The sequence below is a fragment of the Massilia norwichensis genome (assembly GCF_024753245.1).
Lineage (GTDB): Bacteria > Pseudomonadota > Gammaproteobacteria > Burkholderiales > Burkholderiaceae_D > Telluria > Telluria norwichensis.
Map to the genome: position 1 here is coordinate 49,157 of NZ_JANUGX010000007.1, position 24,633 is coordinate 73,789.

The 24,633-nt window shown below is 67.6% G+C and carries 20 protein-coding genes; 10 read left to right on the forward strand and 10 right to left on the reverse strand.

All coding sequences use genetic code 11. The features are described 5' to 3' along the window. The first annotated feature begins 37 nt into the window (after nt 1-37). The 7 genes from NX782_RS07955 to NX782_RS07985 all read left to right on the forward strand — a co-directional run bounded on the left by NX782_RS07955 (nt 38) and on the right by NX782_RS07985 (nt 9,325). The gene (locus NX782_RS07955) at nt 38-1,339 is read left to right on the forward strand and encodes an extracellular solute-binding protein (protein WP_258844908.1); all 1,302 of its coding nucleotides are present in this window, start codon (nt 38-40) and stop codon (nt 1,337-1,339) included. 11 nt (nt 1,340-1,350) lie between these two features. Beyond that, nucleotides 1,351-2,238 carry a carbohydrate ABC transporter permease gene (locus tag NX782_RS07960; protein ID WP_258844909.1) on the forward strand — a complete coding sequence of 296 codons (888 nt, stop codon included), beginning with the start codon at nt 1,351-1,353 and terminating at the stop codon, nt 2,236-2,238. Further along, a complete protein-coding gene (locus NX782_RS07965; protein WP_258844910.1) occupies nt 2,235-3,068 on the forward strand; it encodes a carbohydrate ABC transporter permease in 834 nt (277 codons plus the stop codon). The genes NX782_RS07960 and NX782_RS07965 overlap by 4 nt, the downstream gene beginning before the upstream one ends. Before the next feature lie 27 nt (nt 3,069-3,095). After that, nucleotides 3,096-4,232 (forward strand): ABC transporter ATP-binding protein, encoded by a 1,137-nt coding sequence (locus tag NX782_RS07970; protein ID WP_258844911.1) that lies wholly within the window; start codon nt 3,096-3,098, stop codon nt 4,230-4,232. Nucleotides 4,233-4,248: 16 nt separating this feature from the next. Continuing rightward, nucleotides 4,249-5,316, forward strand: coding sequence for a LacI family DNA-binding transcriptional regulator (locus tag NX782_RS07975; protein WP_258844912.1), 1,068 nt, complete (start codon nt 4,249-4,251; stop codon nt 5,314-5,316). Between the two features lie 95 nt (nt 5,317-5,411). Continuing rightward, a complete protein-coding gene (locus NX782_RS07980; protein WP_258844913.1) occupies nt 5,412-8,345 on the forward strand; it encodes a TonB-dependent receptor in 2,934 nt (977 codons plus the stop codon). A 2-nt stretch (nt 8,346-8,347) separates the two neighbouring features. Further along, nucleotides 8,348-9,325, forward strand: coding sequence for a glycoside hydrolase family 43 protein (locus NX782_RS07985; RefSeq protein WP_258844914.1), 978 nt, complete (start codon nt 8,348-8,350; stop codon nt 9,323-9,325). A gap of 170 nt (nt 9,326-9,495) precedes the next feature. On the opposite strand, the gene NX782_RS07990 is transcribed toward NX782_RS07985, so the two are convergent. From NX782_RS07990 to kefF, 5 genes are all read right to left on the reverse strand, one after another. Continuing rightward, entirely contained in the window at nt 9,496-10,398 is a 903-nt protein-coding gene (locus NX782_RS07990; protein WP_258844915.1) for an alpha/beta fold hydrolase, read from the reverse strand. A gap of 90 nt (nt 10,399-10,488) precedes the next feature. Continuing rightward, nucleotides 10,489-10,659 (reverse strand): DUF3885 domain-containing protein, encoded by a 171-nt coding sequence (locus NX782_RS07995; RefSeq protein ID WP_258844916.1) that lies wholly within the window; start codon nt 10,657-10,659, stop codon nt 10,489-10,491. A gap of 14 nt (nt 10,660-10,673) precedes the next feature. After that, nucleotides 10,674-11,363: a hypothetical protein gene (locus NX782_RS08000; RefSeq protein ID WP_258844917.1), complete on the reverse strand. Its 690-nt coding sequence runs from the start codon at nt 11,361-11,363 to the stop codon at nt 10,674-10,676. A gap of 112 nt (nt 11,364-11,475) precedes the next feature. Beyond that, entirely contained in the window at nt 11,476-13,284 is a 1,809-nt protein-coding gene (gene kefC / locus NX782_RS08005; RefSeq protein ID WP_258844918.1) for a glutathione-regulated potassium-efflux system protein KefC, read from the reverse strand. Further along, complete coding sequence (kefF, locus tag NX782_RS08010) at nt 13,274-13,825, reverse strand: glutathione-regulated potassium-efflux system oxidoreductase KefF (protein ID WP_258844919.1); 552 nt, start codon at nt 13,823-13,825, stop codon at nt 13,274-13,276. The genes kefC and kefF overlap by 11 nt, the downstream gene beginning before the upstream one ends. 122 nt (nt 13,826-13,947) lie before the next feature. Between kefF and NX782_RS08015 the strand changes: the two genes are divergently transcribed. Both NX782_RS08015 and NX782_RS08020 read left to right on the forward strand, forming a co-directional pair. Beyond that, nucleotides 13,948-14,289 carry a hypothetical protein gene (locus NX782_RS08015; protein ID WP_258844920.1) on the forward strand — a complete coding sequence of 114 codons (342 nt, stop codon included), beginning with the start codon at nt 13,948-13,950 and terminating at the stop codon, nt 14,287-14,289. Next, complete coding sequence (locus NX782_RS08020; protein ID WP_258844921.1) at nt 14,286-14,540, forward strand: hypothetical protein; 255 nt, start codon at nt 14,286-14,288, stop codon at nt 14,538-14,540. Before NX782_RS08015 ends, NX782_RS08020 begins: the two co-directional genes overlap by 4 nt. Before the next feature lie 133 nt (nt 14,541-14,673). On the opposite strand, the gene lpdA is transcribed toward NX782_RS08020, so the two are convergent. From lpdA to NX782_RS08045, 5 genes are all read right to left on the reverse strand, one after another. After that, nucleotides 14,674-16,107, reverse strand: a complete 1,434-nt coding sequence (lpdA, locus tag NX782_RS08025) for a dihydrolipoyl dehydrogenase (RefSeq protein ID WP_370661777.1) — start codon at nt 16,105-16,107, stop codon at nt 14,674-14,676. 9 nt (nt 16,108-16,116) lie between these two features. Then, nucleotides 16,117-17,538 carry a dihydrolipoamide acetyltransferase family protein gene (locus NX782_RS08030; RefSeq protein WP_370661772.1) on the reverse strand — a complete coding sequence of 474 codons (1,422 nt, stop codon included), beginning with the start codon at nt 17,536-17,538 and terminating at the stop codon, nt 16,117-16,119. Nucleotides 17,539-17,540: 2 nt separating this feature from the next. After that, the gene (locus NX782_RS08035; protein WP_258845012.1) at nt 17,541-18,545 is read right to left on the reverse strand and encodes an alpha-ketoacid dehydrogenase subunit beta; all 1,005 of its coding nucleotides are present in this window, start codon (nt 18,543-18,545) and stop codon (nt 17,541-17,543) included. A 67-nt stretch (nt 18,546-18,612) separates the two neighbouring features. Further along, entirely contained in the window at nt 18,613-19,845 is a 1,233-nt protein-coding gene (locus NX782_RS08040) for a 3-methyl-2-oxobutanoate dehydrogenase (2-methylpropanoyl-transferring) subunit alpha (protein WP_258844923.1), read from the reverse strand. Nucleotides 19,846-20,031: 186 nt separating this feature from the next. Beyond that, on the reverse strand, nt 20,032-21,159 hold the full coding sequence (locus tag NX782_RS08045) for an SMP-30/gluconolactonase/LRE family protein (protein WP_258844924.1): 1,128 nt from the start codon (nt 21,157-21,159) through the stop codon (nt 20,032-20,034). Between the two features lie 149 nt (nt 21,160-21,308). On the opposite strand from NX782_RS08045, the gene NX782_RS08050 reads away from it, so the two are divergent. After that, nucleotides 21,309-24,545 carry a PAS domain S-box protein gene (locus NX782_RS08050; RefSeq protein WP_258844925.1) on the forward strand — a complete coding sequence of 1,079 codons (3,237 nt, stop codon included), beginning with the start codon at nt 21,309-21,311 and terminating at the stop codon, nt 24,543-24,545. Nucleotides 24,546-24,633 lie beyond the last annotated feature (88 nt).

Sequence of the window (24,633 nt, forward strand, 5' to 3'; positions counted from 1 at the left end):
GCGCTCCGACAGTACATAACAAAGAAATGGAGACGACGTGGCGAGACGAGGATGGAGCCTCGCCGCCGCCGTCGCGCTGCTGGTGACGCTGGCCGCAGGGCCGGCACCGGCATGGGCGCAGGTTGAAGTCAGGATGTGGACGCTGCTCAGCGGCGGCGACGGTGCCCGCATGCGGGCCCTGGTCGACGACTTCAACGCCAGCCAGCGCGACGTGCGCGTGGTGAGCACGACCCTGAAATGGGGCGAACCGTTTTATACCAAGCTGATTACCTCTTCGGTGGTCGGGGCCGGGCCGGACCTGGCCACGGTCCATTTGTCGCGCCTGGTCAACCTGGCCGGCGGCGGCGTGCTGCGGCCGATCCTTGACGCCGAGCTGGCGTCCGTCGGCCTGAAGGGCGGCGACTACCTGCCGCGCCAGTGGGACAAATCCCGCTGGCAGGGAAGAACCTGGGCGGTGCCGCTGGACATGCACCCGCTGGTTCTCTACTACAACAAGACCCTGCTGAAACCCACCGGCCTGCTCGACGACGCCGGCAATCTGAAGCCCATCGAAGGCGTCGATGCGCTGACGAACGCCTTCCGCCTCGCCACCGAGGCCACGCATCGCCGTGGTCTCACCATGGAAAGCAGCCAGAGCTCGTTCGCGATCTGGCGCCTGTGGCTGTCGATGCTGGCCCAGCAGAACGTCGCCATCGTCCGCAACGGCCAGTACAGCTACGGCCCGGCGGGTGAGGCGACCCTGACCCGCATCGCCGACTGGTTCCGCAAGGGCTATGCCCAGGCCGGCCTCGATTACCCGGCATCGACTTCGCAGTTCATGGGCGGCGGCGCCGCCTTCATGCTGAATGGGGTCTGGGAAGTGCCGGAATTGGTGCGCGCCTCGAAGGCCGGCACGCTCGGCTTCGAATACGGCATCGTACCGCTGCCGAAGATGTATGCGAACGCCAGCGCCTGGGCCGATTCGCACGCCTTCGCGATGCCGTCCAACGAGGGCCGTCCGCCGTCGCCGGAAAAGGTCAAGGCGATCCTGCAGTTCGTGGCCTATGTCAGCAGGCACTCGATGGGCTGGGCCGAGGGCGGCCATATCCCGGCTTACCGCGCGGTGGCCGAGTCGCCGGAAGCGCTGGCGCTGCAGCCCAACGCGCAATATGCCGAGGCGGCGCACAACGTGGTCTACGATCCGGACGGCTGGTACATGGGCGCGGCCGGGCCGCTGGAAGCGATCGCCTCCAAGTTCCTGCCGGCGGCGCTGTACGGGTACATGACGCCGGCGCAGGCCATCCGGCGCTTCGAAACCGAGGGTGCGCGGCTGATCCGCAAGAACCCGCCGCGTTATTGAGGGGGAGAGCGATGAAGCCGAACGACCTCGTTCTCCACAGCGCCCGCCGCGAAGGCTTGCCGGCGATGCTGCTGCTGGCGCCTTTCCTGATCGCCTTTCTGCTGTTCTTCCTGGTCCCGGCCGGCATCACCTTCTGGATGAGCCTGACCGAGAGCAGCCTGACCCGCACCAATGCCTTCGTCGGCCTGGCCAACTACCACACGCTGCTGAACGATCCCTCGTTCTGGGACTCGGTGTTGAACACCTTTTACTTTGCGCTGCTGACCGTGATCCCGCTGACCGCGCTGGGTCTGGTGATGGCGCTGCTGGTGAACCGTTTCGTCAAGGCCCAGGCCTGGCTGCAGGGCGTGTTCTTCCTGCCTTTCGTGCTGCCGATCTCGGTGATGACCTTGATTGCCGACTGGATGCTGCAGCCGTCTTCGGGCGTGATCAACCACATCCTCGGCGGCCAGCGGCCCTGGCTGGCCGATCCCTACTGGGCGCTGCCGGCGGTGGCGATCGGCACCGTCTGGTGGACGGTCGGCTTCAACATGCTGCTGTTCCTGGCCGGCCTGCGCAACATCCCGGCCGACCTGTACGAGGCGGCGGCGCTGGACGGGGCGCGCGGCTTCACCCTGTTCCGCAGCATTACCTGGCCGGCGCTGCGTCCGGTGGCGACCACGGCGCTGATCCTGCAGATCATCGCCTCGCTGAAGGTGTTCGGCCAGACCTATATCCTGACCTCGGGCGGCCCCTTCAATACCACCCGGGTCACGCTGCACTACATGTACGAAACCGCGTTCACGCAAAGCGATGCCGGCTATGCGGCGGCGATCGCGATGGCGTTTGTGACCATCGTGATCCTGCTGTCGGTGCTGCAGGCCGGCGTGGTGCGCTGGCTGGCAAGGAGAGACATATGAACGGGCGTTCAAACGTCGGCTGGACCGTCATCGGCGTGATCGCGGCGGTGGTCCTTGCCGCCTTGTGGGCGGCGCCGCTGCTGTGGGCGCTGTCGACGGCGCTGCGCCCGGAGCTGGAAACCGTGTCCAGCGAATTCCACTGGCTGCCGCAGACCTGGACCCTGGACGCCTTCGCCAAGACCCTCGGTGCGGGCAACGTCCTGCGCTGGCTGTTCAACAGCTTCCTGGTGGCGCTGCTGGTGACGGTGGTGACGATGGCGATCAGCCTGCTGGCGGCCTACGCCTTTTCGCAGCTGCGCTTCCGTGGCCGGTCCATCCTGTTCGGGGTGGCGATGCTGGCCTTCCTGCTACCGTTCGAAGCGCTGCTGGTGCCGCTGTTCCGCACCATGAACCAGCTCGGCCTGATCAACACCTACGCCGGCATCGTGCTGCCGCAGGTGGTGTCGCCGGTGGTGATCTATGTGTTCAAGCAGTTCTTCGACGAGATCCCGGCCGACTTCCGCGAAGCCGCGACCATGGACGGCGCCGGTCCGCTGCGCGTGCTGTGGAGCGTCTACCTGCCGATCTCGGGCAATATCGTGTGGGCGATGGCGATCGTGACCTTCATCGCCGCCTGGAACAACTTCCTGTGGCCCTTCATCATCGTCACCTCGAACGACATGATGACGATCCCGCTCGGCCTGACCCAGACCTACGATGCCTTTGGCGTGCGCTACGCCCAGCTGATGGCCGCGGCCCTGCTGGGCGCGATGCCGGTGGCGCTGGCCTACATCGCCTTCCAGCGCCGGGTGACCCAGGGCTTCCTGGCAGCGAGCGGGCTCAAGGGATAAGCATTCGATAATAAGGAGAAACCGGAAATGGCATCGGTACGGCTGCACGGCATCAAGAAGAACTATGGGGACAATCCCGTCATCAAGGGCATCGACCTGGACATCGAGGACGGCCGGTTCGTGGTCTTCGTCGGCCCGTCCGGCTGCGGCAAGTCGACCCTGTTGCGCATCATCGCCGGCCTGGAAGACGTGACCGAGGGCGAGCTCGAAATCGGCGGCGTGCCCAGCCTCGGCGTCGACCCGTCCAAGCGCGGCATCGCCATGGTGTTCCAGAGCTATGCGCTGTATCCGCACATGACGGTGGCCGACAACATGGGCTTCGCGCTGAAGCTGGCCAAGGTCCCGAAGGAAGAGATCGCGGACCGCGTGCGGCGCGCCGCCGAGATCCTGCAGATCGCGCATCTGCTGGAGCGGAAACCCAAGGCCCTGTCCGGCGGCCAGCGCCAGCGCGTGGCGATCGGCCGCGCCATCGTGCGCAAACCCGAGGTGTTCCTGTTCGACGAACCGCTGTCGAACCTCGATGCCGCCTTGCGTGCCCAGACCCGGGTCGAGCTGGCCCGGCTGCACCGCGAATTGGCCACCACCATGATCTACGTGACCCACGACCAGGTCGAGGCCATGACCCTGGGCCAGAAGATCGTCGTCTTCAACGGTGGGCGCATCGAGCAGGTCGGCACGCCGTTCGAGCTGTATGAACGGCCGGCCAACCTGTTCGTGGCCGGCTTCCTCGGTTCGCCGCGCATGAACTTCCTGGAGGCCAGCCTGGTGGGCGAGCGCGGTGCGATCGCCACCGTGCGCCTGGCGGGCGGGGCCCAGGTCGAGGTGGCGGCCGACGCGACGAATGCCGCGGTCGGCGCCAAGGTGACGCTGGGCGTGCGCCCGGAACACCTGCGCCTGCAGCCGCCCGAGGCGGGCGAGGGCGGCGGCATTCCCGGCACGGTCGGCCTGGTCGAGTACCTGGGCGACGTCACCCTGGCCTATGTCCAGGTCGAGGGCATGCCGGAGATGGTGGCGGTCAAATGCAATGGCGGCCAGCCGGCGCCGGCCATGGGCGCGCGCGTGCTGCTGGCCTTCGAACCGCAGCAAGCCTACCTGTTCGGCGCCGATGGCGCGGCGATGCCGGCGCGCGAACGCAGCGCCCGGATCCCGGCAGCCGCCTATTGAGCAGGCGGGAGGCGCGATGAACAGGCCGGTGCGCGGGCGCCGTCCGACCATGACCGACATCGCCAAGCTGGCCGGCGTGTCGCAGTCGACGGTGTCGCTGGTGATCAACCACCTGAGCGGGGCCAAGGTGTCGCGCGCGACCCGCGAGACGGTGCTGCGCATCGCCCGCGAGCTCGGCTATCCGCTGGAGCGCCACCACGGCCGCCAGGACAATCGCCCCGGCCAGCCCAGGCAAAGCCGCAACCTGATCGTGTATCTGACGGACGAGCTGACCACCAGCCCGCACGCGATGCAGACCATGGACGGCGCCAAGGACGGCGCCTGGGACCAGGACTGCCTGGTGGCGGCTTTCGCCACCCGCGGCGACCCGGAACAGGAGCAGGCGGTGCTGGCGGGCATGCTCGACCACCCGGCGCTGCTGGGCGTGATCTACGCCACCATCTTCACGCGCGCCGTGACGCTGCCGGCGGCGCTGGCCGGCGTGCCGACGGTGCTCCTCAACTGCCACGAAATGAAGCACGGCGGCGAGCGCCCGCGCCCGGCGGTGGTGCCGGCCGAACAGCAGGGCGGCTACACGGCCACCATGCACCTGATCGCGAGCGGGCACCGGCGCATTGGCTTCATCAACGGCGAAGGCTGGATCGAGGCCGCCGGCGACCGCATGAAGGGCTACCGCCATGCGCTGGCGGACGCCGGTATCGTCTTCGATCCGGCGCTGGTGCGCGAGGGCGACTGGCAGGTGGACAGCGGCTACGCCCATGCGCTGTCGCTGCTGGACGCCCCGGACCGTCCCACCGCGCTGTTCTGCGCCAACGACCTGATGGCGCTGGGCGCGCTGGACGCCGCGCGCGAACGCAAGCTGGCGGTGCCGCGCGAGCTGTCGGTGGTCGGCTACGACGACCAGGACCTGGCCCGCTACACCCATCCGCCCCTCACCACAGTGTTGCTACCAAACTACGAAATGGGCAGATGGGCAGCAGAAACTTTGATCACGCAAGCGCGTGGCGGACGCGTCGAGAACACCGTTTTCAAGAGTGAATGCCCGCTGGTGCTGCGCGATTCGGTGGCACCGCCGCTGTTGTAAATTCCGGACAAAACCGGCTCAGGCGCGCGCCGCCGACTTGGGTTTTGCGTTAGCTTCCTGTTAAGAATTATTACTAATATTTTCAGGAGACTTGCATGACCACCTTCCAGCTCCGCCCTGTCTGCGCGGCCGTCCTGGCCCTGATCGCCCATAGCGCCTTTGCCCAGAGCGGCACCGGTACGCCACCTTCGCAACCCGAGCAGGCCACGCTGCAGGCCGGTGACGCCGCGCGCGAAGTGCCACGCACCGCCAATCCGGCTGCGAACCAGCAGGGTGCCGCCGCTGCCACGGGCGCCTCGGGCGCCGCCGGCGCATCGGCGGCCGGCATTGACGCCGCGCCGCAGACCGAGGTCAGCCCGGCCGCGCCGACCCAGCCGGCGCAGATCCAGCAGGAGGTTCAGCAGGTGCGGGTGACCGGCCTGCGCTCGAGTATCCGCAGCGCCGAGGCGATCAAGCGCAACGCCGACCAGGTGGTCGACTCGATCAATGCCGAGGACATCGGCAAGTTCCCAGACCGCGCCACCGGCGACGCCCTGCAGCGCATCGCCGGCGTGCAGGTCGGCCGCGACCGCGGCGAGACCAGCACCGTCATCATCCGCGGCCTGCCGGACGTGGTCACGACCATCGACGGCAACCAGATCTTCACCGGCAACGGCCGCCGCCTGTCCTACCAGGACCTGCCGGTGCAGTCGATCGGCGGCCTGGACGTGTACAAGAGCGCCACCGCGAACCAGCTCGAAGGCGGCATCGCCGGCGCCGTCAACGTGCGTCTGCGCTCGCCCTTCGACGTGAAAGGTTTCAACGCCACCGGCTTCCTGGAAAACCGCCGCCAGAAGATCAACGGCTCCAGCGCCACCAGCGACAAGAACAACCCGGCCGGCGGCTTCGCCGTCAGCAACCGCTGGAACACCAGCTACGGCGAGATCGGCGCCTTGGTCGACCTGCAGTTCAACCGCGAGAACTGGGGTTACCCGGTGCAGTGGGTCGACCGGCCGGACCGTATCTTCTCGGTCAGCCCGGACGGCACCGCCGTGCGCCTGAACGACGACCAGCCGATCGCGCCGCTGCGCGCCGGCGACCGCCTCGGCGAACTGCCGAACGTGGGCGGCATCTACAACCAGGGCAAGCGCGACCGCGGCAGCCTGCACGGCGCCCTGCAATGGAAGATCAGCCCGCAGATGGACGTCAGCGCGCAGTACCTCGGCACCGGCTACCGCGCGCGCAACGCGGTCGACTACATCCTCGGCATCGTCACCTGGACCCCGCGCCTGACCAATGTGGTGCTGGCGCCGCAGGGCGACTACTGCAACACGCCGAACGGCGTGATCTGTCCGATCCAGTCGGCCTATGCCGGCGCCGCCCAGTTCGGCGGGCCCTACGACTGGGACCCGTACACCGCCACCTCGACCTGGGGCCAGAAAGAGCACACGGTCACCCATTACCTGAACCTGGCGGTGAACTACAAGAACGGCCCATGGAAGGCATCGTCGAACTTCGCCTGGACCAAATCGACCTTTGTGAACGACACCGTGATCGTCGACCAGCAGATCCCGGGCGCCAGCATCAACGTCTACACCTACGGCCGTGACGGCCACGGCGGCTACAACACCGTGACCACCCCGACCAGCGCCAACGCGCTGCGCGACCCGAACCAGTTCGTGCTGCGCGGGATGGTGCAGAACTGGGGCATCTCTACCGGCGAGCAAACGCAGTGGCGCTTCGACAGCAGCTACCGCCTGGGCGACGGCTTCTTCAGGAGCATCGACAGCGGCATCCGCCTGTCGCAGCGCCGCGCCGGCTTCAAGGGCGCCGAGGGCCACAGCGACATCGACGGCGCCAACCGCGCCACCCCGATCGGCGCCTTCGGCCCGTCCTTCGAAACCCTGGTACCGGGCCTCGACCGCCTCGGCGGCCCGTGGATGACGCCCTCGCACGACTTCCTGATCGACCAGGCCGACACCGTGCGCGCCTTCTACGGCGCCGCGCCGGGTCGCGTGGCGGAAGACCCGACCCGCGCCTTCAGCCAGAACGAGAACAACACCACCCTCTATCTGCAGGGACGCTGGGAAACCAAGCTGGGCGAGATCGGCGTCAGCGGCACCGTGGGCGGGCGCTACATGCGCATCACCCGCAGCCTGCTGGGCAACAGCCGCATCGGCGACGTGGTCAGCCCGATCGACGTCTCCTCGCGCGACAACAACTTCCTGCCGAGCGCGTCGGCGGTGGTCGCCTGGCAGGATAACCTGCAGTCGCACATCTCCTACGGCAAGACCCTGACCTACCCGGACTTCGCCTCGCTGAACCCGGCGCTGTCGCTGATCCCGCCGACCGTCAACGCGCCCGGCACCGGCACCGCGGGCAACCCGAACCTGAGCCCGACCCGCTCGAAGAACTTCGACGCCACGCTGGAATACTACTTCCCGAAAAACGGCTACGCGCAGATCGCACTGTTCCACCGCGATATCGACGGCTATCTGCAGAACATGGAATCGAACGAGACCATCGGCGGCCTGAACTACCGCGTGACGCGTCCGCAGAATTCCGGTTCCGGCAAGCTGAAGGGCGCCGAGCTGGGCATCCAGAAGTTCTTCGACTTCCTGCCTGGCATCTGGAGCAACTTCGGCGCCCAGGCCAACTACACCTGGATCCTGGGCGAGAACCAGACCCTGGTCTCCAGCAACGGCACCAACTTCACAACCACGCCGCTGATCGGCGTCGCCAAGAAGAACTACAACCTGGCCCTGCTGTACGAAGGTAACGGCATCACCGGCCGCCTGACCGCCAACCACCGCGGCGATTACGTCGAGCAGATCGCCGAGCCGCGCTTCGGCCAGGACCGCCACGTCAAGGCCGCGACCTTCGTCGACCTCAGCCTGTCGTATGCGATCACGCCGAACATCTCGCTGCAGTTCGACGCGATCAACATCACCAAGGAGAAGTTCGAGAGCTACCTGAACGACCCGATCCGTCCGCGCGACATCCGCTACAACCCGACCACTTACGGCCTGGGTCTGCGCTTCTCCCTGTGATCATGACGACGACTTACACCAACCCGGTCTGGCCCGAGGTCTTCGCCGATCCCTTCGTGCTGCGGCACGAGGGGGTCTACTATGCCTACGGCACCGGCCCGGGCGGTGCCGACGGCAGGCAGGTGCCGGTGCTGCGCTCGACCGACATGGTCAACTGGGAATCGCTCGGTCATGCTTTGGTGCCCGCCGCCGGGATGGACGCAGACCAGGGCTACCACTTCTGGGCGCCGGAAGTGGCCGCGCACGAGGGCCGCTTCTATATGTATTACTCGTCGGGCAATGCGCGGGAAGGCACCGACCAGAAGCTGCGCGTGGCGGTGGCCGAGCACCCGGCCGGGCCCTTCGTCGACACCGGCAAGATCCTGGTCCCGGACCAGCCGTTCTCGATCGATGCCCACCCGTTCCGCGACCAGGAAGGGCAGTGGTGGCTGTTCTACTGCGTCGACTTCCTCGAGCTGTCGCACGACGAGCGGACCGGCACCGGCATCGTGGTCGACCGCCTGCTCGACATGACGACGCTGGCGGGCGAGGCGCGCACGGTGGTGCGCCCGCACCAGGACTGGCACGTGTTCCGCAAGGGCCGCACGATGTACGGCAATGTCTACGACTGGCACACGGTGGAAGGCGCCTCGGTGCTTTATCACGACGGCCACTACTACTGCTTCTACAGCGGCGGGGCCTGGGAAAAGGAGAATTACGGCGTCAGCTACGTGGTGGCGAAACACGCCGAAGGCCCGTACCGCCGCCCCGAAGGCGGCCACGAGGCGCTGCTGATGCGCACGCCGTCTTCCGGGGAATTACTGGGGCCGGGGCACAATTCGTTCACGGTGTCACCAAGTGGCAGCGAGACCTGGATCGTGTACCACGCCTGGGACCCGGGCCAGACCGCGCGCCGGATGTGCATCGATCGGGTGGATTGGGTGGATGGCAAGCCGGTGACGCCGGGGCCGACCTGGACGGCGCAGCAGGCGCCTACTTGAGGTCGTTCCGCACCGAATACGTCGTTCCCGCACCAGATACGTCGTTCCCGCGCAGGCGGGAACCCAAGTTTGCGGGCGCAGCCTTAACACGTGCGAAAACTTGGATCCCCGCCTGCGCGGGGATGACGGCTGATGCGCGGGGATGACTGCTCGTGCGCATGGACGGCGGTTCACTTCGCCAGGAACTCCTTTACCTCCGCCTGGAAGCGCGCCGGCTGGTCCCACATGATGAAGTGGGCACTGTCGTCGATGCGCTTCAGGGTCACGTTCTTGATGGGCGCGTACATGCTCTTGTACCCGGCGTCGAAGTGCCCGGCCGGCACCGGCATGGTCTTCGGCTGAACGTACAGCACTGTCACCGGCACGCTGATCTTCGACAGCTCCGGCCCGAGGTCGGTGACGATCAGCTCGCGGTAGGCGCGGGTGCCGACGTCGGCATCGCTGCGCATCGAATCCTCGATCGCGCCGGCGCGCATGGACTCGGTATTCACCATGCCATTGATGGTCTCGACGGCGCGTTTGCTGCGCGCGTCCGGCGTGGCGGCGCGCATGCCGGCTTCGACGCGGTCGGCGACCGGCACGATACTGCTCGCCGTCGCACCCGGACCGCCGAAGAAGATCCCCATGAAAGGCACCATGTCGACCACCATCAGGCGCGACAGGTCGCCCGGATGGCGCGCGGCCAGCATCATGCCCATGGTGCCGCCCATCGAATGGCCGATCACGGCCGGCTGCTTGAGCCCGGCTTCCTTGATGTAGCGGTCGATTTCCTCGGCCACCGGCGCCGCCACCGGGCCTTCGGTATTGCCGCCTTTCGGCTGGCCGGCAAACCCGGACACCTGCACCAGGTGGTAGCGGTAGCCGGGCACGGCCTTGATCATCTCGGTCCACACGCGCGGCGAGGAATTCAGGCCGGGGATCAGCACCACGTCCGGGCCGCTGCCTTCCGTGCGAACCGAGATGCGGGTCGATTCGAAGGGGGCGGCGAGGGCGGAGGCGGCAATGCCGAGCAGGGCGGTGGCGGCAACAGCGGCTTTGAGGGTGAAGCGGCGAGAAAACACGGCGGCGGGCATCTTGTCTCCTGGTGGGTGATGTGCACAGGATTCTATGCCGGCGCGGCGCTTAATGCTGCCTGCAAGAAATGATAGTGTCGTCCACGCCTTCTATGCCGGATCGAAGCTGCGGTCCATGGTCTCCCTGTCATAGTCGAGCAGGTAGCGATTATGTTTCTCGTAGAGCCCCTTCAGTAGTGCTGGGCGGCGGCAGATGATGTCCATGCCCCGGTCGTCATAGGGATGCACGAGGATGCCGTTCGCAGCATCGACCAGATACACCCGGCAGTGCGGATTTAGTAGCCGGCCCGCTCCATCGCTTCCTCGATCGCCCCCTTGAGCCGCCGTTGCAGCGCCTGCGACACCGTATCCCTGACCTTCGGGTCGCCCAGGTTGGACAGGTCGGGACGCAGCCCCAGCTCGGTCTCAGGGGTCATATGCGGATTATCCCTGGTCGCGCCCCGCCTGACCAGTTCCTTGCCGTTGCGGTCCACCACGATCAGGCCGATATAGGCGTGCACCATCATCGGCCCGGCCTTGTCGCCGAAGGTGCGGAAGGTCAGGCCGACGCCTTGCCCGGGCAGGTTCTGGCCCATGCCGTCTTCGAGCACGAAGATCTGGTCGACGTCCAAGCGCGCCGCGAGGGCCGCCAGCGCCGCCGTGTTGGCGCTCGCAGTCTGCTTGGCGCCGGCGGGGAGATCGAGCGCGCCAGCCTTGAGCGCCCACTGTGGACGCGTGCCCGCCAGGCGCTGCCTGACCGTCTCGACCGCCACCTGTTTCAGCTTGCCGTTCTGGGGAATGCCGTCCCTGGCGTTGGCGAACACCGTAAAGCCGAGGCGCCGTACCGGGCCGGACTCGTCCAGCAGCGAGACCACGGCGACGGAACGGACAGCGGCGTCCTCTTGCGCGCTGCGCGGTGCCGCGCAGGCGGCGAGCAGCAGAGCGGCGGTGCCGGCGGCGAGCAGGGTACGAAGCAGCTTGTCCATGCGGTTTCTTTCGGATGAGGGAATGGTTCCGCCAGCATACCGGGAGATCCTGAACAAGCCGCATGGCGGCCTTTCCTAACGTGCGGATTCACGCGCCGCGCATAAGCGCAGCTCAATCCCAATCATGCCGCGTCTCGCCTTCCTGCGCCCGCCGGTCGCGCGCAATCATTTCCTCCAGTTCCTCGCGCGCCCGCTTGGCCATCGACACATACTGCTCGCGGTCCTTGTAGTACGGGTAGACCGCATGCACGTTGGCGATGTTGTGCTTCCTGAACTTCAGCGCCGCCTGGCGCACGCTGTAGGCGTTGTGACCGAGACCGGCGGTCAGCACGGCACGGCCCATCTGCAGCGAGGACTCGAAGGTCTCGCGCTCGATCATGGTCACGCCGCGGTCCATCAGCTGGTAGTAGTGGGTGACGTTGCGGGCGCGCGCGAAGATCTGCAGCTGCGGCCAGTCGCGGCGCACGGTCTCGACCAGTTCCAGGCTGTCTTCGATGTCGTCGATCGCGACCACCAGCGCGCGGGCGCGGGCGGCGCCGGCGGCGCGCAGCAGGTCGGCGCGGGTGGCGTCGCCGTAGAACACCTTGAAGCCGAAGCGGCGCAGCACCTCGATCTGGTCGGGGTCGTGGTCCAGCACCGTCAGCTTGATGCCGTTCGCGTGCAGGAAGCGGCCGACGATCTGGCCGAAGCGGCCGAAGCCGGCGACGATCACATGGTCTTCGTTCGGCTCGATGGCGTCGGCTTCGGGTTTGTTGTCCTGGCATTCGCGGCGCGCCATGACTTTGTCGTAGGCCATCAGCACCAGCGGCGTGACCACCATCGACAGCGCCACCACGACCACCAGCATCGAAGCGACTTCCTCGGTGAACACGCGCGCGGTGGCCGCCGCGCCGAACACGACGAAGGCGAATTCGCCGCCCTGCGACAGCAGCAGCGCGAACTGCAGGTGCTGGCCGCGGGCGATGCCGAACGCGCGCGACAGGCCGTACAGCACCGCGGTCTTGAGCACCAGGAAGCCGGCCACCAGGCCCAGGATCAGCCCGGGATGGGCCAGGAACACGGCGAAGTCGACCGACATGCCGACCGCGATGAAGAACAGCCCGAGCAGCAGGCCCTTGAAGGGTTCGAGGTCGGTCTCCAGCGCGTGGCGGTATTCGGAATCGGCCAGCAGCACGCCGGCCATGAAGGCGCCCAGTGCCATCGACATCTCGATCCACTGCATCAGCAGGCCGATCGCGATCACCAGCAGCAGCGCGAAGGCGGTGAAGATCTCGCGGGTGTCGGTGCGCGCGATGACCTGCAGCAGCGGGCGCACCAGGTAGCGGCCGCCGACGATGATCGCCGCCAGCACGCCCACGACCTTGGCGGTGGCCAGCCAGAAGTTGCCGCTCGATCCGGCCTCGTCGGGAATGCCGAGCAGCGGCACGATGGCGATCATCGGGATCGCGGCGATGTCCTGGAACAGCAGGATCGCGAAGCCGGCCTGGCCGGCGGGCGTCGGCATCAGGTTGCGCTCTTCCAGCGAGGCCAGGGCGATGGCGGTCGAGGACAGCGACAGCCCGAGGCCGGCGATCAGCGCCACCTTCCAGCCGATCCCGAGCAGCAGTCCGGCGCCGAACAGGCTTGCTGCGACGGCCACGACCTGGGCGCCGCCCCAGCCGAAGATGGGCCGGCGCAGCGCCCACAGGCGGTCCGGTTCGAGCTCGAGGCCGATCAGGAACAGCAGCAGCACCACCCCGAATTCAGCGAAGTGCAGGGCGTCCTCGACGTTGCCGATCAGCTTCAGGCCGTAGGGGCCGATCAGGATGCCGGCCGCCAGGTAGCCGAGCACGGTGCCCATGCCGAGCCGCTTCGACAGCGGCACCGCGACCACGGCGGCAGCGAGATAGATCAGTGCGTTCTGCAGCAGGCTATTCTCCATGTGCGGCCTCCGTGTAGGCCAGCAGGCGGCGCCTGAACTCGGCGATGTGGGCGTCGACCGCCGCTTCGCCGGCCGCGGCCGCGCCGTGCATCGTCAGCGGTGCGATCCAGTCCATGCCGCACAGCGCGGCGGTCTGCTCGAAGGGCGCGAGGAAGTCGGCGAAAGGCCGGCCGTGCAGGCCGCCGGGCTGGTAGGCCTCGGCGCCGCTGCCGGTGGTCGCCACCAGCCAGTAGCCCTTGCCGCGCAACACCGAATCTGGCGTGCCGTAAGCCCAGCCCGGCACCATGACGACGTCCATCCACTCCTTCATCAGGGAGGGCATGCCGTACCACCGGATCGGGTGCAGGAAGACCAGCAGGCTGGCGTCGCGCACCAGGGCGCGCTCGTTCTCGGCGTCGATGTCGAAGTCGGGATAGGTATCGTATAAATCCTGCACGACGACGCCGGGCGTGGCGCGCGCGGCATCGGCCAGGCGGCGGTTGACCGGAGAGCGGTGCGGGGCGGGGTGGGCGTACAGGACGAGAATGTGTTTTGCGTTCATGGTATTGATTATTCCACAATGCCTCGCCCGATATGTCCTACAAGCCAGTCGGGTGCTTGCCTATTTGTCTGCAGAATGTGCGGGACTATGATGAACACAACGTCAACGTCAAGGAGATCGGCATGTCGATGCAAAGCGAAGGCAAGGACGCCAAAGGCCGCAATTACCACCAGACCACGAAGGACGGCACCGGTTCGGCTGCCAGCGTGGGCACCGGCGGCACCGGCGATATCGGCCGCATGTCGGGCGATGTCGATGCCGGCACGCCAGGCAATGCGCGTGAAGGCGGGGTCGGCAACGCACAATCGGACGTCCGTTCCGACGATCTGCTGACCTCGGGCACGGAACAGGAGCGCAAGCAGGGTTACCGCCCGAGCGAGCCGGGGGCGATCGAAACCGGCATGGAAGGGATCGGCAACAAGGTCGGCGGCGACGCCGGCAATCGCCAGAAGGAGAACCCATGAGCGCGCAGAACGGAACCAAAGACCCGCGGGAACCGATGGGTGCCGACGTCGTCGGCGGGGGCGGCAACCAGCACAACGACTGGGGGCACAGCGATGTCGGCGGCAACAAGCAGTCGACCCTGGACGACGTGGTCGGTTCGGATACCGGCCGTCCCGAAGAGGAAGCCGGCGAGCTGCAGACCGGGCTGGGCGGGACCGAAAGCCTGAGCACCGGGAATGCCGGCAGCCGCCAGTCGGCGGACAAGCAGTAAAAGAAGACGTCATTCCCGACCTGGCCGGCCGCCTTGGCGGGAATCCAAGTTTTAGCGCTGCGTTAGCGCACGCAGAGCTTGGATCCCCGCCTGCGCGGGGATGACAGCTAGACACACGTGAACGACGGGGCTGTCAGATATGCAGCGCGTGCCCCAGCGCCCTTAACGCCGCTTCCTGCACCGCCTCACCCAGCGTCGGGTGCGCGTGGATGGTGCCGCCCACGTCTTCCAGCAGCGCGCCCATCTCGATCGACTGCACGAAGGCAGTGCTGAGCTCGGCCACGCCGCTGCCGACCGCCTGCCAGCCGACGATCAGGTGGTTGTCCTTGCGGGCGACGACGCGCACGAAACCCTCCGTTCCTTCGATGGTCATGGCGCGGCCGTTCGCGGCATAGGGGAAGCTGGCGCTGATGCAGTCCAGGCCCTGGTTCGCGGCCTCCTGCGGGCTCAGCCCGACCACCACCACCTCCGGGTCCGTGAAGCACACCGCCGGAATCGCGGCCGGCGTGAAGTGGCGGCGCTTGCCGGCGATGATTTCGGCCACCATCTCGCCCTGCGCCATCGCGCGGTGGGCCAGCATCGGCTCGCCGGTCAGGTCGCCGATCGCCCAGACATTGCGCATCGAGGTGCGGCACTGGTTGTCGATCCGGACCGCGCGGCCGTTCATGTCCAGCATCAGGCTTTCCAGGCCAAAGCCGGCCGTGCGCGGACGGCGGCCGACGGCCACCAGCACGCGGTCGGCTTCGATCGCGACTTCCTCGCCGCCGCCGTTCTTCATGCGCACGGACTTGCCGTCCTCGCTCATGCCCAGCACGCTCGATTCCAGGTGCAGCTCCACGCCCAGCGACTTCAGGCGCGCCGCCACCGGCCGCGACAGTTCGTCGTCATAGGCCGGCAGCACGCGGCCGGCAGCTTCCACCACCGTCACGCGCGCACCCAGCTTGCGGTAGGCGGTGCCCAGTTCCAGGCCGATGTAGCCGGCGCCGACCACCACCAGGTGTTCCGGCAGGGTCGCGGGCGACAGCGCCTCGGTGGCGGATATCACATTCCCGCCGAAGGGCAGGAAGGGCAGCTCGACCGCTTCCGAGCCGGTCGCCAGCAGCAGGTGCTCGCAGCGGATGCGGGTGGTCTGACCGCCGGCATCGTTGGCGGCGCCTGTGCCGCCGCCCTCGCTGTTGAGCACCTCGACCGTCTTGCCGTCCAGGATGCGGGCCCAGCCGCGCACCACCTGCACGCCGTTCTTCTTCAGCAAGGCGCCGACACCGCCCGTCAGGCGCTTGACGATGCCTTCCTTCCAGGCGACGGTACGCTTGACGTCGATGCTGGGCGCCGCGGTGCGGATACCTAATGGCGAGTCGCCTGCATAGTGGCAGGCCTTGTGAAATTCCTCGGCCGCGTGGATCAGCGCCTTGGACGGGATGCAGCCCACGTTCAGGCAGGTACCGCCCAGCTGGGCACCCTCCACCAGCACGGTCTTGATGCCCAGTTGTCCGGCACGGATGGCGGCCACATAGCCGCCCGGTCCGCCGCCGATGATGAGTAAAGTCGTTTCCATCGTCATCTTGATCGATATCCCTTATTCCACGAACAGCGTTGCCGGCGTTTCGAGATAGCCGCGGATGGTCTGGATGAACTCGGCCGCGACCATGCCGTCGATGACGCGGTGGTCGAAGGACGAAGACAGGTTCATCAGCTTGCGCGGTACCAGGCCGCCGTTCTTCACGACCGGGCGGTCGAGGATGCGGTTGACGCCGACGATCGCCACTTCCGGGTGATTGATGACCGGGGTGGTGACGATGCCGCCCAGCGGGCCCAGGCTCGTAATCGTGATGGTCGAGCCGGACAATTCGTCGCGCGCGGCCTTGCCGGTGCGCGCGGCCTCGGCCAGGCGCACGATCTCCTTCGCGCTGTTCCATGGATCGCGCGCCTCGGCGTTGCGGATCACCGGCACCATCAGCCCGGCGTCGGTCTGGGTGGCGATGCCCAGGTGGACCGGCTGGTAGCGGGTGACGATGCCGGCCTGGTCGTCGAAGCGCGCGTTGACTTCGGGGAACTTGCGGATCGCCAGCACCACCGCGCGCATCAGCAGCGGCAGCAGGGTCAGCTTGCCGCGTTCCTTGCCGTAGCGCTCGTTGAGCTGGGCGCGCAGGGCTTCCAGTTCGGTGACGTCGACTTCCTCGACATAGGTGAAGTGCGGGATCTGGCGCTTGGCCATCTGCATCTTCTCGGCGATCTTGCGGCGCAGGCCGATCAGCGGCACCGCTTCCTCGCCGTGCAGCTCGGCATAGCGGCTGTCGGAACCGCCGCCGCCGTGCGCGGCATGGCCGCCGCGCTGGCGGCCCGCTACAAACGCGTCGAGGTCGGCGTGGGTGATCTGGCCGGCCGGACCGCTGCCTGCCACGAACTGCAGTTCGATCCCCATGTCCCAGGCGCGCTTGCGCACGGCCGGCGCCGCCAGCGGTTTTTCGCCCGGGTCGCGGAACAGTGCGCGCGAGGCGGCGCCGTTGTGCTGCGGTGCCGGCGAAACCGAACGCGCGGCCGGGGAAGCAGCCGGCGCCGAGGGCGTACGCGCCGAAGAAGCGGCGGGCGCCGACACGCTGGCCGCGCCGGCGGCCACCCGCTGCGGCTCGGGCACGAAGCCATGCGGCACGTCGGCCGGCTCATCCGCGGCCGGCGCTGCGGCAGTGGCCGGGGCTGCGGCAGGCGCGGCAGCCGCTGCGGCCGGCTTCGCCGCCTCGGCCTTCAGGTTGCCCGCGCCCTCGATTTCCAGGCGGATCAGTTCCGCGCCCACGGCCAGCGATTCGCCGACCTTGCCGCCCAGCGCCACCACGGTGCCGTGCACCGGCGACGGGATCTCGACCGTCGCCTTGTCGGTCATGACATCGGCCAGGATCTGGTCTTCCGTGACCGCATCGCCCGGCTGGACACGCCAGGCCACCACTTCGCATTCCGCAATACCTTCGCCCACATCGGGCATCTTGATGATGTGAATTCCCACCTTTATGCCTCCATCGCTCGTTTGAATGCCGCACCGACGCGGTCCGGCCCCGGGAAATACGCCCATTCCTGCGCATGCGGATAAGGGGTGTCCCAGCCGGCCACGCGCTCGATCGGCGCTTCCAGGTGGTAGAAGCAGTGTTCCTGCACCAGCGCGGCGAGCTCGGCGCCGAAGCCGCTGGTCTTGGTCGCTTCGTGCACGACCACGCAGCGGCCGGTCTTCTTGACCGATTCGACGATGGTGTCGAGGTCGAGCGGCCACAGGGTGCGCAGGTCGATGATCTCGGCGTCGATGCCGGTCTCGAGCGCAGCGGCTTCCGACACCCAGACCATGGTGCCGTAGGTCAGCACGGTGAGGTCCGCGCCGGGACGGAAGACCGCCGCCTTGTCCAGCGGCACCGTGTAATAAGCTTCCGGCACCTTGCCCAGCGGGTGCTTGGACCAGGAGGTCACCGGGCGGTCGTGGTGGCCGTCGAAGGGACCGTTGTACAGGCGCTTGGGCTCCAGGAAGATCACCGGGTCGTCGTTCTCGATGGAAGCGATCAGCAGCCCTTTGGCATCGTAGGGATTGGACGGCATCACGGTGCGCAGGCCGCAGACGTGGGTGAAGAAGGCTTCCGGGCTCTGGCTGTGGGTCTGGCCGCCGTAGATGCCGCCGCCGCAGGGCATGCGGATCGTCAGCGGCGAGGTGAAGTCGCCGGCCGAGCGGTAGCGCAGGCGCGCCGCCTCGGAGACGATCTGGTCGGTCGCCGGGTAGAAATAGTCGGCGAACTGGATCTCGACCACCGGGCGCAGGCCGTAGGCGGCCATGCCGACCGCGGTGCCGACGATGCCGCCCTCGGAAATCGGGGCGTCGAAGGCGCGCTGCTTGCCGTACTTGGCCTGCAGGCCGTCGGTGACGCGGAACACGCCGCCGAAATAGCCGACGTCCTGGCCGTAGACGACCACGTTGGGGTCGCGTTCCATCATCACGTCCATGGCCGAGCGCAGGGCCTGGATCATGGTCATCGGCGTGGTCGCCGTCTCTTCGGCAGCCTGCTCGGCGGCCTGGTCTTTATCGATATCTCGCATCACGTCACACCCCCAGTTGTTGGCGTTGGCGGCGCAGGTGTTCGGGCATCTCCTTGTAGACGTCCTCGAACATCGATGCGGCGCTCGGCACCCGGCCATCGATCAGCGTGCCATATTGCTCGGCTTCCTTCTGCGCGGCCAGCACTTCGGCTTCCAGCGCGGCCTGCAGCGCTTCGTGCTCGGCGTCGGACCACCAGCCCTTCTTGGTCAGGTGGCGCCGCAGGCGGCCGATCGGGTCGCCCAGCGGGAAGTAGGTCCATTCGTCGGCCGGGCGGTAGCGCGCCGGATCGTCGGAGGTCGAGTGCGGGCCGGCGCGGTAGGTCACCCATTCGATCAGGGTCGGGCCCAGGTTGCCTCTAGCGCGCTCGGCGGCCCAGCAGGAGGCCGCGTAGACCGCCAGGAAGTCGTTGCCGTCCACGCGCAGCGAAGCGATGCCGGCGCCCACGCCGCGGGCGGCGAAGGTCACGCTCTCGCCGCCGGCGATGGCCTGGAAGCTCGAGATTGCCCACTGGTTGTTGACCACGTTCAGGATCACCGGGGCACGGTAGACGTGGGCGAAGGTGAGGCCGGTGTGGAAATCGCTCTCGGCGGTGGCACCGTCGCCGATCCAGCCGGAAGCGATTTTGGTGTCGCCCTTGATGGCCGAGGCCATGGCCCAGCCCACCGCCTGCGGGATCTGGGTGGCGAGGTTGCCGGAAATCGTGAAGAAGCCGTCCTTCTTGGACGAATACATGACCGGCAGCTGGCGGCCCTTGAGCGGGTCGCGTTCGTTCGACAGCAGCTGGCAGATCATGTCGACCATCGGGTAGTCGCGCGCCATCAGCAGGCTTTGCTGGCGATAGGTCGGGAAGCACATGTCGCCGTCCTTCAGCGCCAGCGCGTGGGCGGTGCCGATGGCTTCCTCGCCGAGCGAGGTCATGTAGAACGACATCTTCTTCTGGCGCTGGCCGATGACCATGCGGGCATCGAAGACGCGGGTCTTCATCATGGTGCGCAGGCCGGACAGCAGGGTTTCCTTGTCCAGTTCCGGGGCCCATGGACCGACGGCATCGTCGTTGTCGTCCAATACGCGGATCAGGCTGGAGGCGATCTCCGCCGTGTCCTGGTAGCGGACATCGACGGGCGGACGCGGCACGACGCCGGCCGGGTTCACGCCAAGATACGAAAAATCAGTCTTGCAACCCGGGCGGCCGGTAGGCTCCGGGACATGCAGCGACAGAGGTTGACTCTGGCTCATAGTTCACTTTCCCTTCGGTAAAGGTGTGTACAGCAGAAAACATATTAATTGCCGCAAGGGCGCACACGCGTGCTTTGCGCGACTTTTTTTCTGCTGCTCTGCAGCACGGAAACACCGGGGTAAGGCGTCATCCGCCCGCGGCTACAGGCCAAGACACTAGCACGCGCTGCAGCGAAGCCGTGTCGACTACGGCAAGCGTGCGCGGGCTTTCGGCAGCCAGCCGATGCCTTCCGCATGCAGGCTATGGATGTAAAGACGGTCGGCAGTTTCCAGCACGCCGGTGGTGTCGCGGTAGGCGCCGTCCGGGTCCTGCAAGTCGGCCAGCACCTTGCCGTCTTCATCGAAGGCCAGCACGTGGCCGTAGGCCGGCGGCAGCGGCCACAGAAAGCGCGGCAGGCGCAGCGCCAGCTTGCGCAGGAAAGGGTGGCCGGCCGTGGCATCGGCCGAGGCCGTGCGCGGCTTGGCCAGCCCAAGCCAGATGCGCCCGTCCATGCCGCGCATCAGGTTGTCCGGGAAGCCCGGCAGGTCGGCCAGCAGCACGCTAGCCTGGGCCGAGGGGCCATGGCGCAGGTCGAGCCGGCGCCCGTCGGCGGCGATGCGCCAGACCCGGTAATTGCCGCTTTCGGCCACGAACAGGGCGCGGCCGTCCTGCGACATCACGATGCCGTTGGCAAAAGACAGGCCGTCGGCCACGACTTCCACGCCCTGGCCCGGCCGGTAGACCAGCACGCGGCCGGTCGGTTCGTGTTCCAGGAAATCGAGCAGGCTGGCTTCGAAGGGGCCGCCGTGCTCGCGCGGCGAAAAGCGCCGGCTGGCGTCGGTGAAATAGACGCTGCCGTCGGGTGCGATCGTCACGGCGTCCGCGAAACGGATCGGCTCGCCGTCCGGCATGCGGTCGGCCAATACGGTCACGTGATGCGGCGCCTCGGCCGCGATCGCCAGCAGGCCGCGCATGGCATCGGCGGCGATCATGCGGCCGCTGCCCTCGAATGCGAAACCCAGCACGCGGCCGCCGGTCTGCGCCCAGATCTCCTGGCCGCTGCCGTCCGGCCGCATGCGCAGCACGCTGCCGCCGGCCACGGCCGCGTACAGCCAGCCGTCCGGCCCCAGCGCGATATGTTCCGGTCCGACCGCGCCATCCAGGGCGATCGTCGACAGGTCCGCCAAGCGCTCGTTCGCCGCATACGCGCCCGTATAGCCGGGATTCGCCGGCGCCTGCCACGCCACCGGATCGGCCTGCACCGGCGCCAGCGCCAGCCAGCCGGCGCAGACGAGCAGGAGGAGGGCGGCAGTGCCGAGCAGGGAAGGGCGCATGGACACTCCAAAGATGTTGTCTATATTGCACAATTTTAAGGCCAATAATATCTTGCAACACTCCCATTTCGTATAGTGTTTCCTGTAATCCTCAAAGCATTTACAATTGCGGACTTCATAAAAAGACTAGGTTTATTAACAAGATGGCGATGCGCGACGCGGTCCTGGCCAGGACCTTCGGCAGTGATGGCGGAATTCTCGGCAAACTGATCGACGACCACGACTGGAGCGCTACCAGCCTCGGTCCCATCGCGAGCTGGCCGGCGGCCATGCGCACCACCGTCGAACTGGTGCTGCGCTCGCCGGCGCCGATCGCCACCCTGTGGGGGCGCGAGGGCGTGATGATCTATAACGCGGCCTATGCCGCCATCGCCGCTTCGCGCCATCCGGCCATGCTCGGCGCGCCCGTATGCGAAGCCTGGGCCGAAGCCGCCGCCTTCAATGCCAATGTGCTGGAGGTGGTGCTGGGCGGCGGCACGCTGTCTTACCGCGAGCAGCCGATGACCCTGGAGCGCGACGGCCGGCCGGCGCAGTGCTGGTTCGACCTCGATTACTCGCCGGTCGCCGACGAGCACGGCAGCGTGCTGGGCGTCATGGCGCTGGTGGTCGAGAGCACCGCCAAGGTCAGGGCCGAGGTGGGCCTGGACGTCGAGCACAGCCGTCTGCGCGCGATCTTCCAGCAGGCGCCCAGCTTCGTCGCGCAGCTGACCGGTCCCGAGCACGTGTTCGCGCTGGTGAACGCCGCCTACAGCAACCTGATCGGCGAGCGCCCGGTGATCGGCCGGCCGCTGCGCCTGGCGCTGCCGGAGACCGTGCCGCAAGGCTTTGTCGACCGGCTCGACCACGTCTACCGTAGCGGCGAACCGTTCGCCGCCACCGCGACGCCGCTATGGCTGTCCGAAGGCGGCAACCAGCGCCGCCTGTACTACATCGATTTCACTTGCCAGCCGCTGCGCGGCGAAGACGGCAGCGTGAGCGGCCTGTTTGTGCAGGGCAACGACGTGACCGAACGCGTGCTCGCCGAACAGGCGCGGCGCGCCAGCGATGCCCGCTTCCACAGCTTCGCCCAGGCCATGCCGCACCAGGTCTGGAGCGGCACCGCCGACGGCAAGAACGACTGGTTCAACGACCATGCCTATGCCTACAGCGGTTTGAGCCTGGCGGAACTCGGCGGTACAGGCTGGACCACGATCGTGCACCCGGACGACCTGCCCGAAGTGACGACCCGCTGGGCGATCGCGGTCGCCTCGGGCTCGACCTATGAAGCGGAGATGCGCCTGCGTGCGCACGACGGCAGCTACCGCTGGCACCTGTGCCGGGCGGTGTCGCTGCGCGGCGACGACGGCGAAGTCAGCGCATGGGTCGGCACCAACACCGATATCGAAGACCGCAAGCAGGACGAGCAGCGGCTCGCGCTGCTGAACGCCAGCCTGGAACAGCAGGTGGCGCAGCGCACCGCCGAGCGCGACCGCATGTGGCGCCTGTCCAAGGACATCATGCTGGTGGCCGGCTTCGACGGGCGCGTGGAGGCGGTCAGCCCGGCCTTCGGCTCGCTGCTGGGCTGGAGCGAGGCCGATGCCGTCGGCCGCAGTATCTTCGATCTGGTGCATCCGGACGACCATGCCGCCACCGCGGCGCAGATGGATTCGCTGGGCGCCGGTCACTACGTCTACAAGTTCGAGAACCGTTTCCGCCGCAAGGATGGCAGCTGGTGCCTGCTGTCCTGGTCGGCCGCGCCGGACGCCGCCTTCATCCACGCGATCGGGCGCGACATCACCGCCGACCGCGAACAGGCCGAGCAGATCCGCCGCACCGAGCTGGCGCTGCAGCAGTCGCAGAAGATGGAGACCATCGGCAAACTGACCGGCGGCGTGGCCCACGACTTCAACAACCTGTTGCAGATCATCTCCGGCAACCTGCAACTGCTGGAGGTGCATTGCGAGGGCGCCGAGGTGCAGCGCTGGATCGCGAATGCCCGCTCTGCGGTCGAGAAAGGCGCCAAGCTGGCCAGCTATTTGCTGGCCTTCGGGCGCCGCCAGCCGCTCGAGCCGCGCGTGGTCAAGATCAGCCGGGTCGTGATGGGCATGGAAGACATGCTGCGCCGCGCCCTCGGCGAGGAAATCGAGGTCGAACTGGTGATTTCGGGCGGGCTGTGGAACACCGCGGTCGACGTCGCCCAGGTCGAGAACGCGGTGCTGAACCTGGCCATCAACGCGCGCGACGCGATGAGCGCGAATGGGACAAATTCGGGCCGGCTCACCATCGAGGCCAACAACGCGGTGCTGGACGACCTGTACTGCCGCAACCACGCCGACGTCGCGCCCGGCCAGTACGTGATGATCGGCGTGACCGACACCGGCACCGGCATGGCGCCCGAGGTGCTGCGCCAGGCCTTCGAACCCTTCTTCTCGACCAAGGAGGAGGGCAAGGGCACGGGCCTGGGCCTGTCGATGGTGTACGGCTTCGTCAAGCAGTCCGGCGGCCACGTCAAGATCTACAGCGAGCCGGGACAGGGCACGACCGTCAAGATCTACCTGCCGCGCACCCTGGCCGCGGTCGAGGACGCGCTGGCGCCGGTGCTCGAACTCTCGCCGGCGGTGGGCGGCACCGAGACCATCCTGGTGGCCGAGGACGACGAAGCGGTGCGCACCACCGTGGTCGAGATGCTGACCGACCTCGGCTACCGCGTGCTGAAGGCGGCCGATGCCGCCAGTGCGCTGGCGGTGGTCGAATCCGGGGTGCCGATCGACGTGCTGTTCACCGATGTGGTCATGCCCGGCACCCTGCGCAGCCCGGAACTGGCGCGCATGGCGCGCGAGCGCCTGCCGAACCTGGCGGTGCTGTTCACTTCGGGTTACACCGAAAACGCGATCGTCCACGGCGGCCGCCTCGATCCGGGCGTCGAGCTGCTCGGCAAGCCCTATACCCGCGATAGCCTGGCGCGCCGCATCCGCCAGGTGCTGGCCAACCAGCGCAGCCGCGCACTGGGGGCGCCGGCGATCACTCCGCCGCGCGCGGACGGCGGCGCCGGCGCTAACAGCGGATCGCTGCGCATCGTGCTGGTCGAAGACGAGGAAGAGATCCGCGATGCGACCGAGGCGCTGCTGCTGCACCTCGGCCACGAGGTGCGCTCGGCCGGCACCGCCGAAGACGCGCTGGCGCTGATCTCGGGCGAGTCGGACTTGTTGATCACCGACGTCCAGCTGCCGGGCATGTCCGGCGACATGCTGGCGGCCGAGGCGCGCGTGCTGGCGCCGGGGATCCGGATCGTGTTCGCGACCGGTAAAGGGGAGGTCAACAACTGGCCGGATGCGGTGGTGCTGCGCAAGCCTTACGATTTGATGGGCTTGAGTGCGGTGCTGGCCGACGCCACGGCGCCGGCCTGAAACGGCCACGTCGTTCCCGCCCTGCCACGTCGATCCCGCCCAGCCACGTCGTTCCCGCCCCCATCACGTCGTTCCCGCGAAGGCGGGA

Coding starts and splice junctions, on each gene's coding strand:
- NX782_RS07970 (WP_258844911.1), top strand. CDS start 3,096: ATGGCATCGGTACGGCTGCACGGCATCAAGAAGAACTATGGGGACAAT.
- NX782_RS07980 (WP_258844913.1), top strand. CDS start 5,412: ATGACCACCTTCCAGCTCCGCCCTGTCTGCGCGGCCGTCCTGGCCCTG.
- NX782_RS08040 (WP_258844923.1), bottom strand. CDS start 19,845: ATGAGCCAGAGTCAACCTCTGTCGCTGCATGTCCCGGAGCCTACCGGC.
- NX782_RS07960 (WP_258844909.1), top strand. CDS start 1,351: ATGAAGCCGAACGACCTCGTTCTCCACAGCGCCCGCCGCGAAGGCTTG.
- NX782_RS08045 (WP_258844924.1), bottom strand. CDS start 21,159: ATGCGCCCTTCCCTGCTCGGCACTGCCGCCCTCCTCCTGCTCGTCTGC.
- NX782_RS07965 (WP_258844910.1), top strand. CDS start 2,235: ATGAACGGGCGTTCAAACGTCGGCTGGACCGTCATCGGCGTGATCGCG.
- kefF (WP_258844919.1), bottom strand. CDS start 13,825: ATGAACGCAAAACACATTCTCGTCCTGTACGCCCACCCCGCCCCGCAC.
- NX782_RS07985 (WP_258844914.1), top strand. CDS start 8,348: ATGACGACGACTTACACCAACCCGGTCTGGCCCGAGGTCTTCGCCGAT.
- kefC (WP_258844918.1), bottom strand. CDS start 13,284: ATGGAGAATAGCCTGCTGCAGAACGCACTGATCTATCTCGCTGCCGCC.
- NX782_RS07975 (WP_258844912.1), top strand. CDS start 4,249: ATGAACAGGCCGGTGCGCGGGCGCCGTCCGACCATGACCGACATCGCC.
- NX782_RS08000 (WP_258844917.1), bottom strand. CDS start 11,363: ATGGACAAGCTGCTTCGTACCCTGCTCGCCGCCGGCACCGCCGCTCTG.
- NX782_RS08050 (WP_258844925.1), top strand. CDS start 21,309: ATGCGCGACGCGGTCCTGGCCAGGACCTTCGGCAGTGATGGCGGAATT.
- NX782_RS07990 (WP_258844915.1), bottom strand. CDS start 10,398: ATGCCCGCCGCCGTGTTTTCTCGCCGCTTCACCCTCAAAGCCGCTGTT.
- NX782_RS08035 (WP_258845012.1), bottom strand. CDS start 18,545: ATGACCATGATCCAGGCCCTGCGCTCGGCCATGGACGTGATGATGGAA.
- NX782_RS08020 (WP_258844921.1), top strand. CDS start 14,286: ATGAGCGCGCAGAACGGAACCAAAGACCCGCGGGAACCGATGGGTGCC.
- NX782_RS08015 (WP_258844920.1), top strand. CDS start 13,948: ATGTCGATGCAAAGCGAAGGCAAGGACGCCAAAGGCCGCAATTACCAC.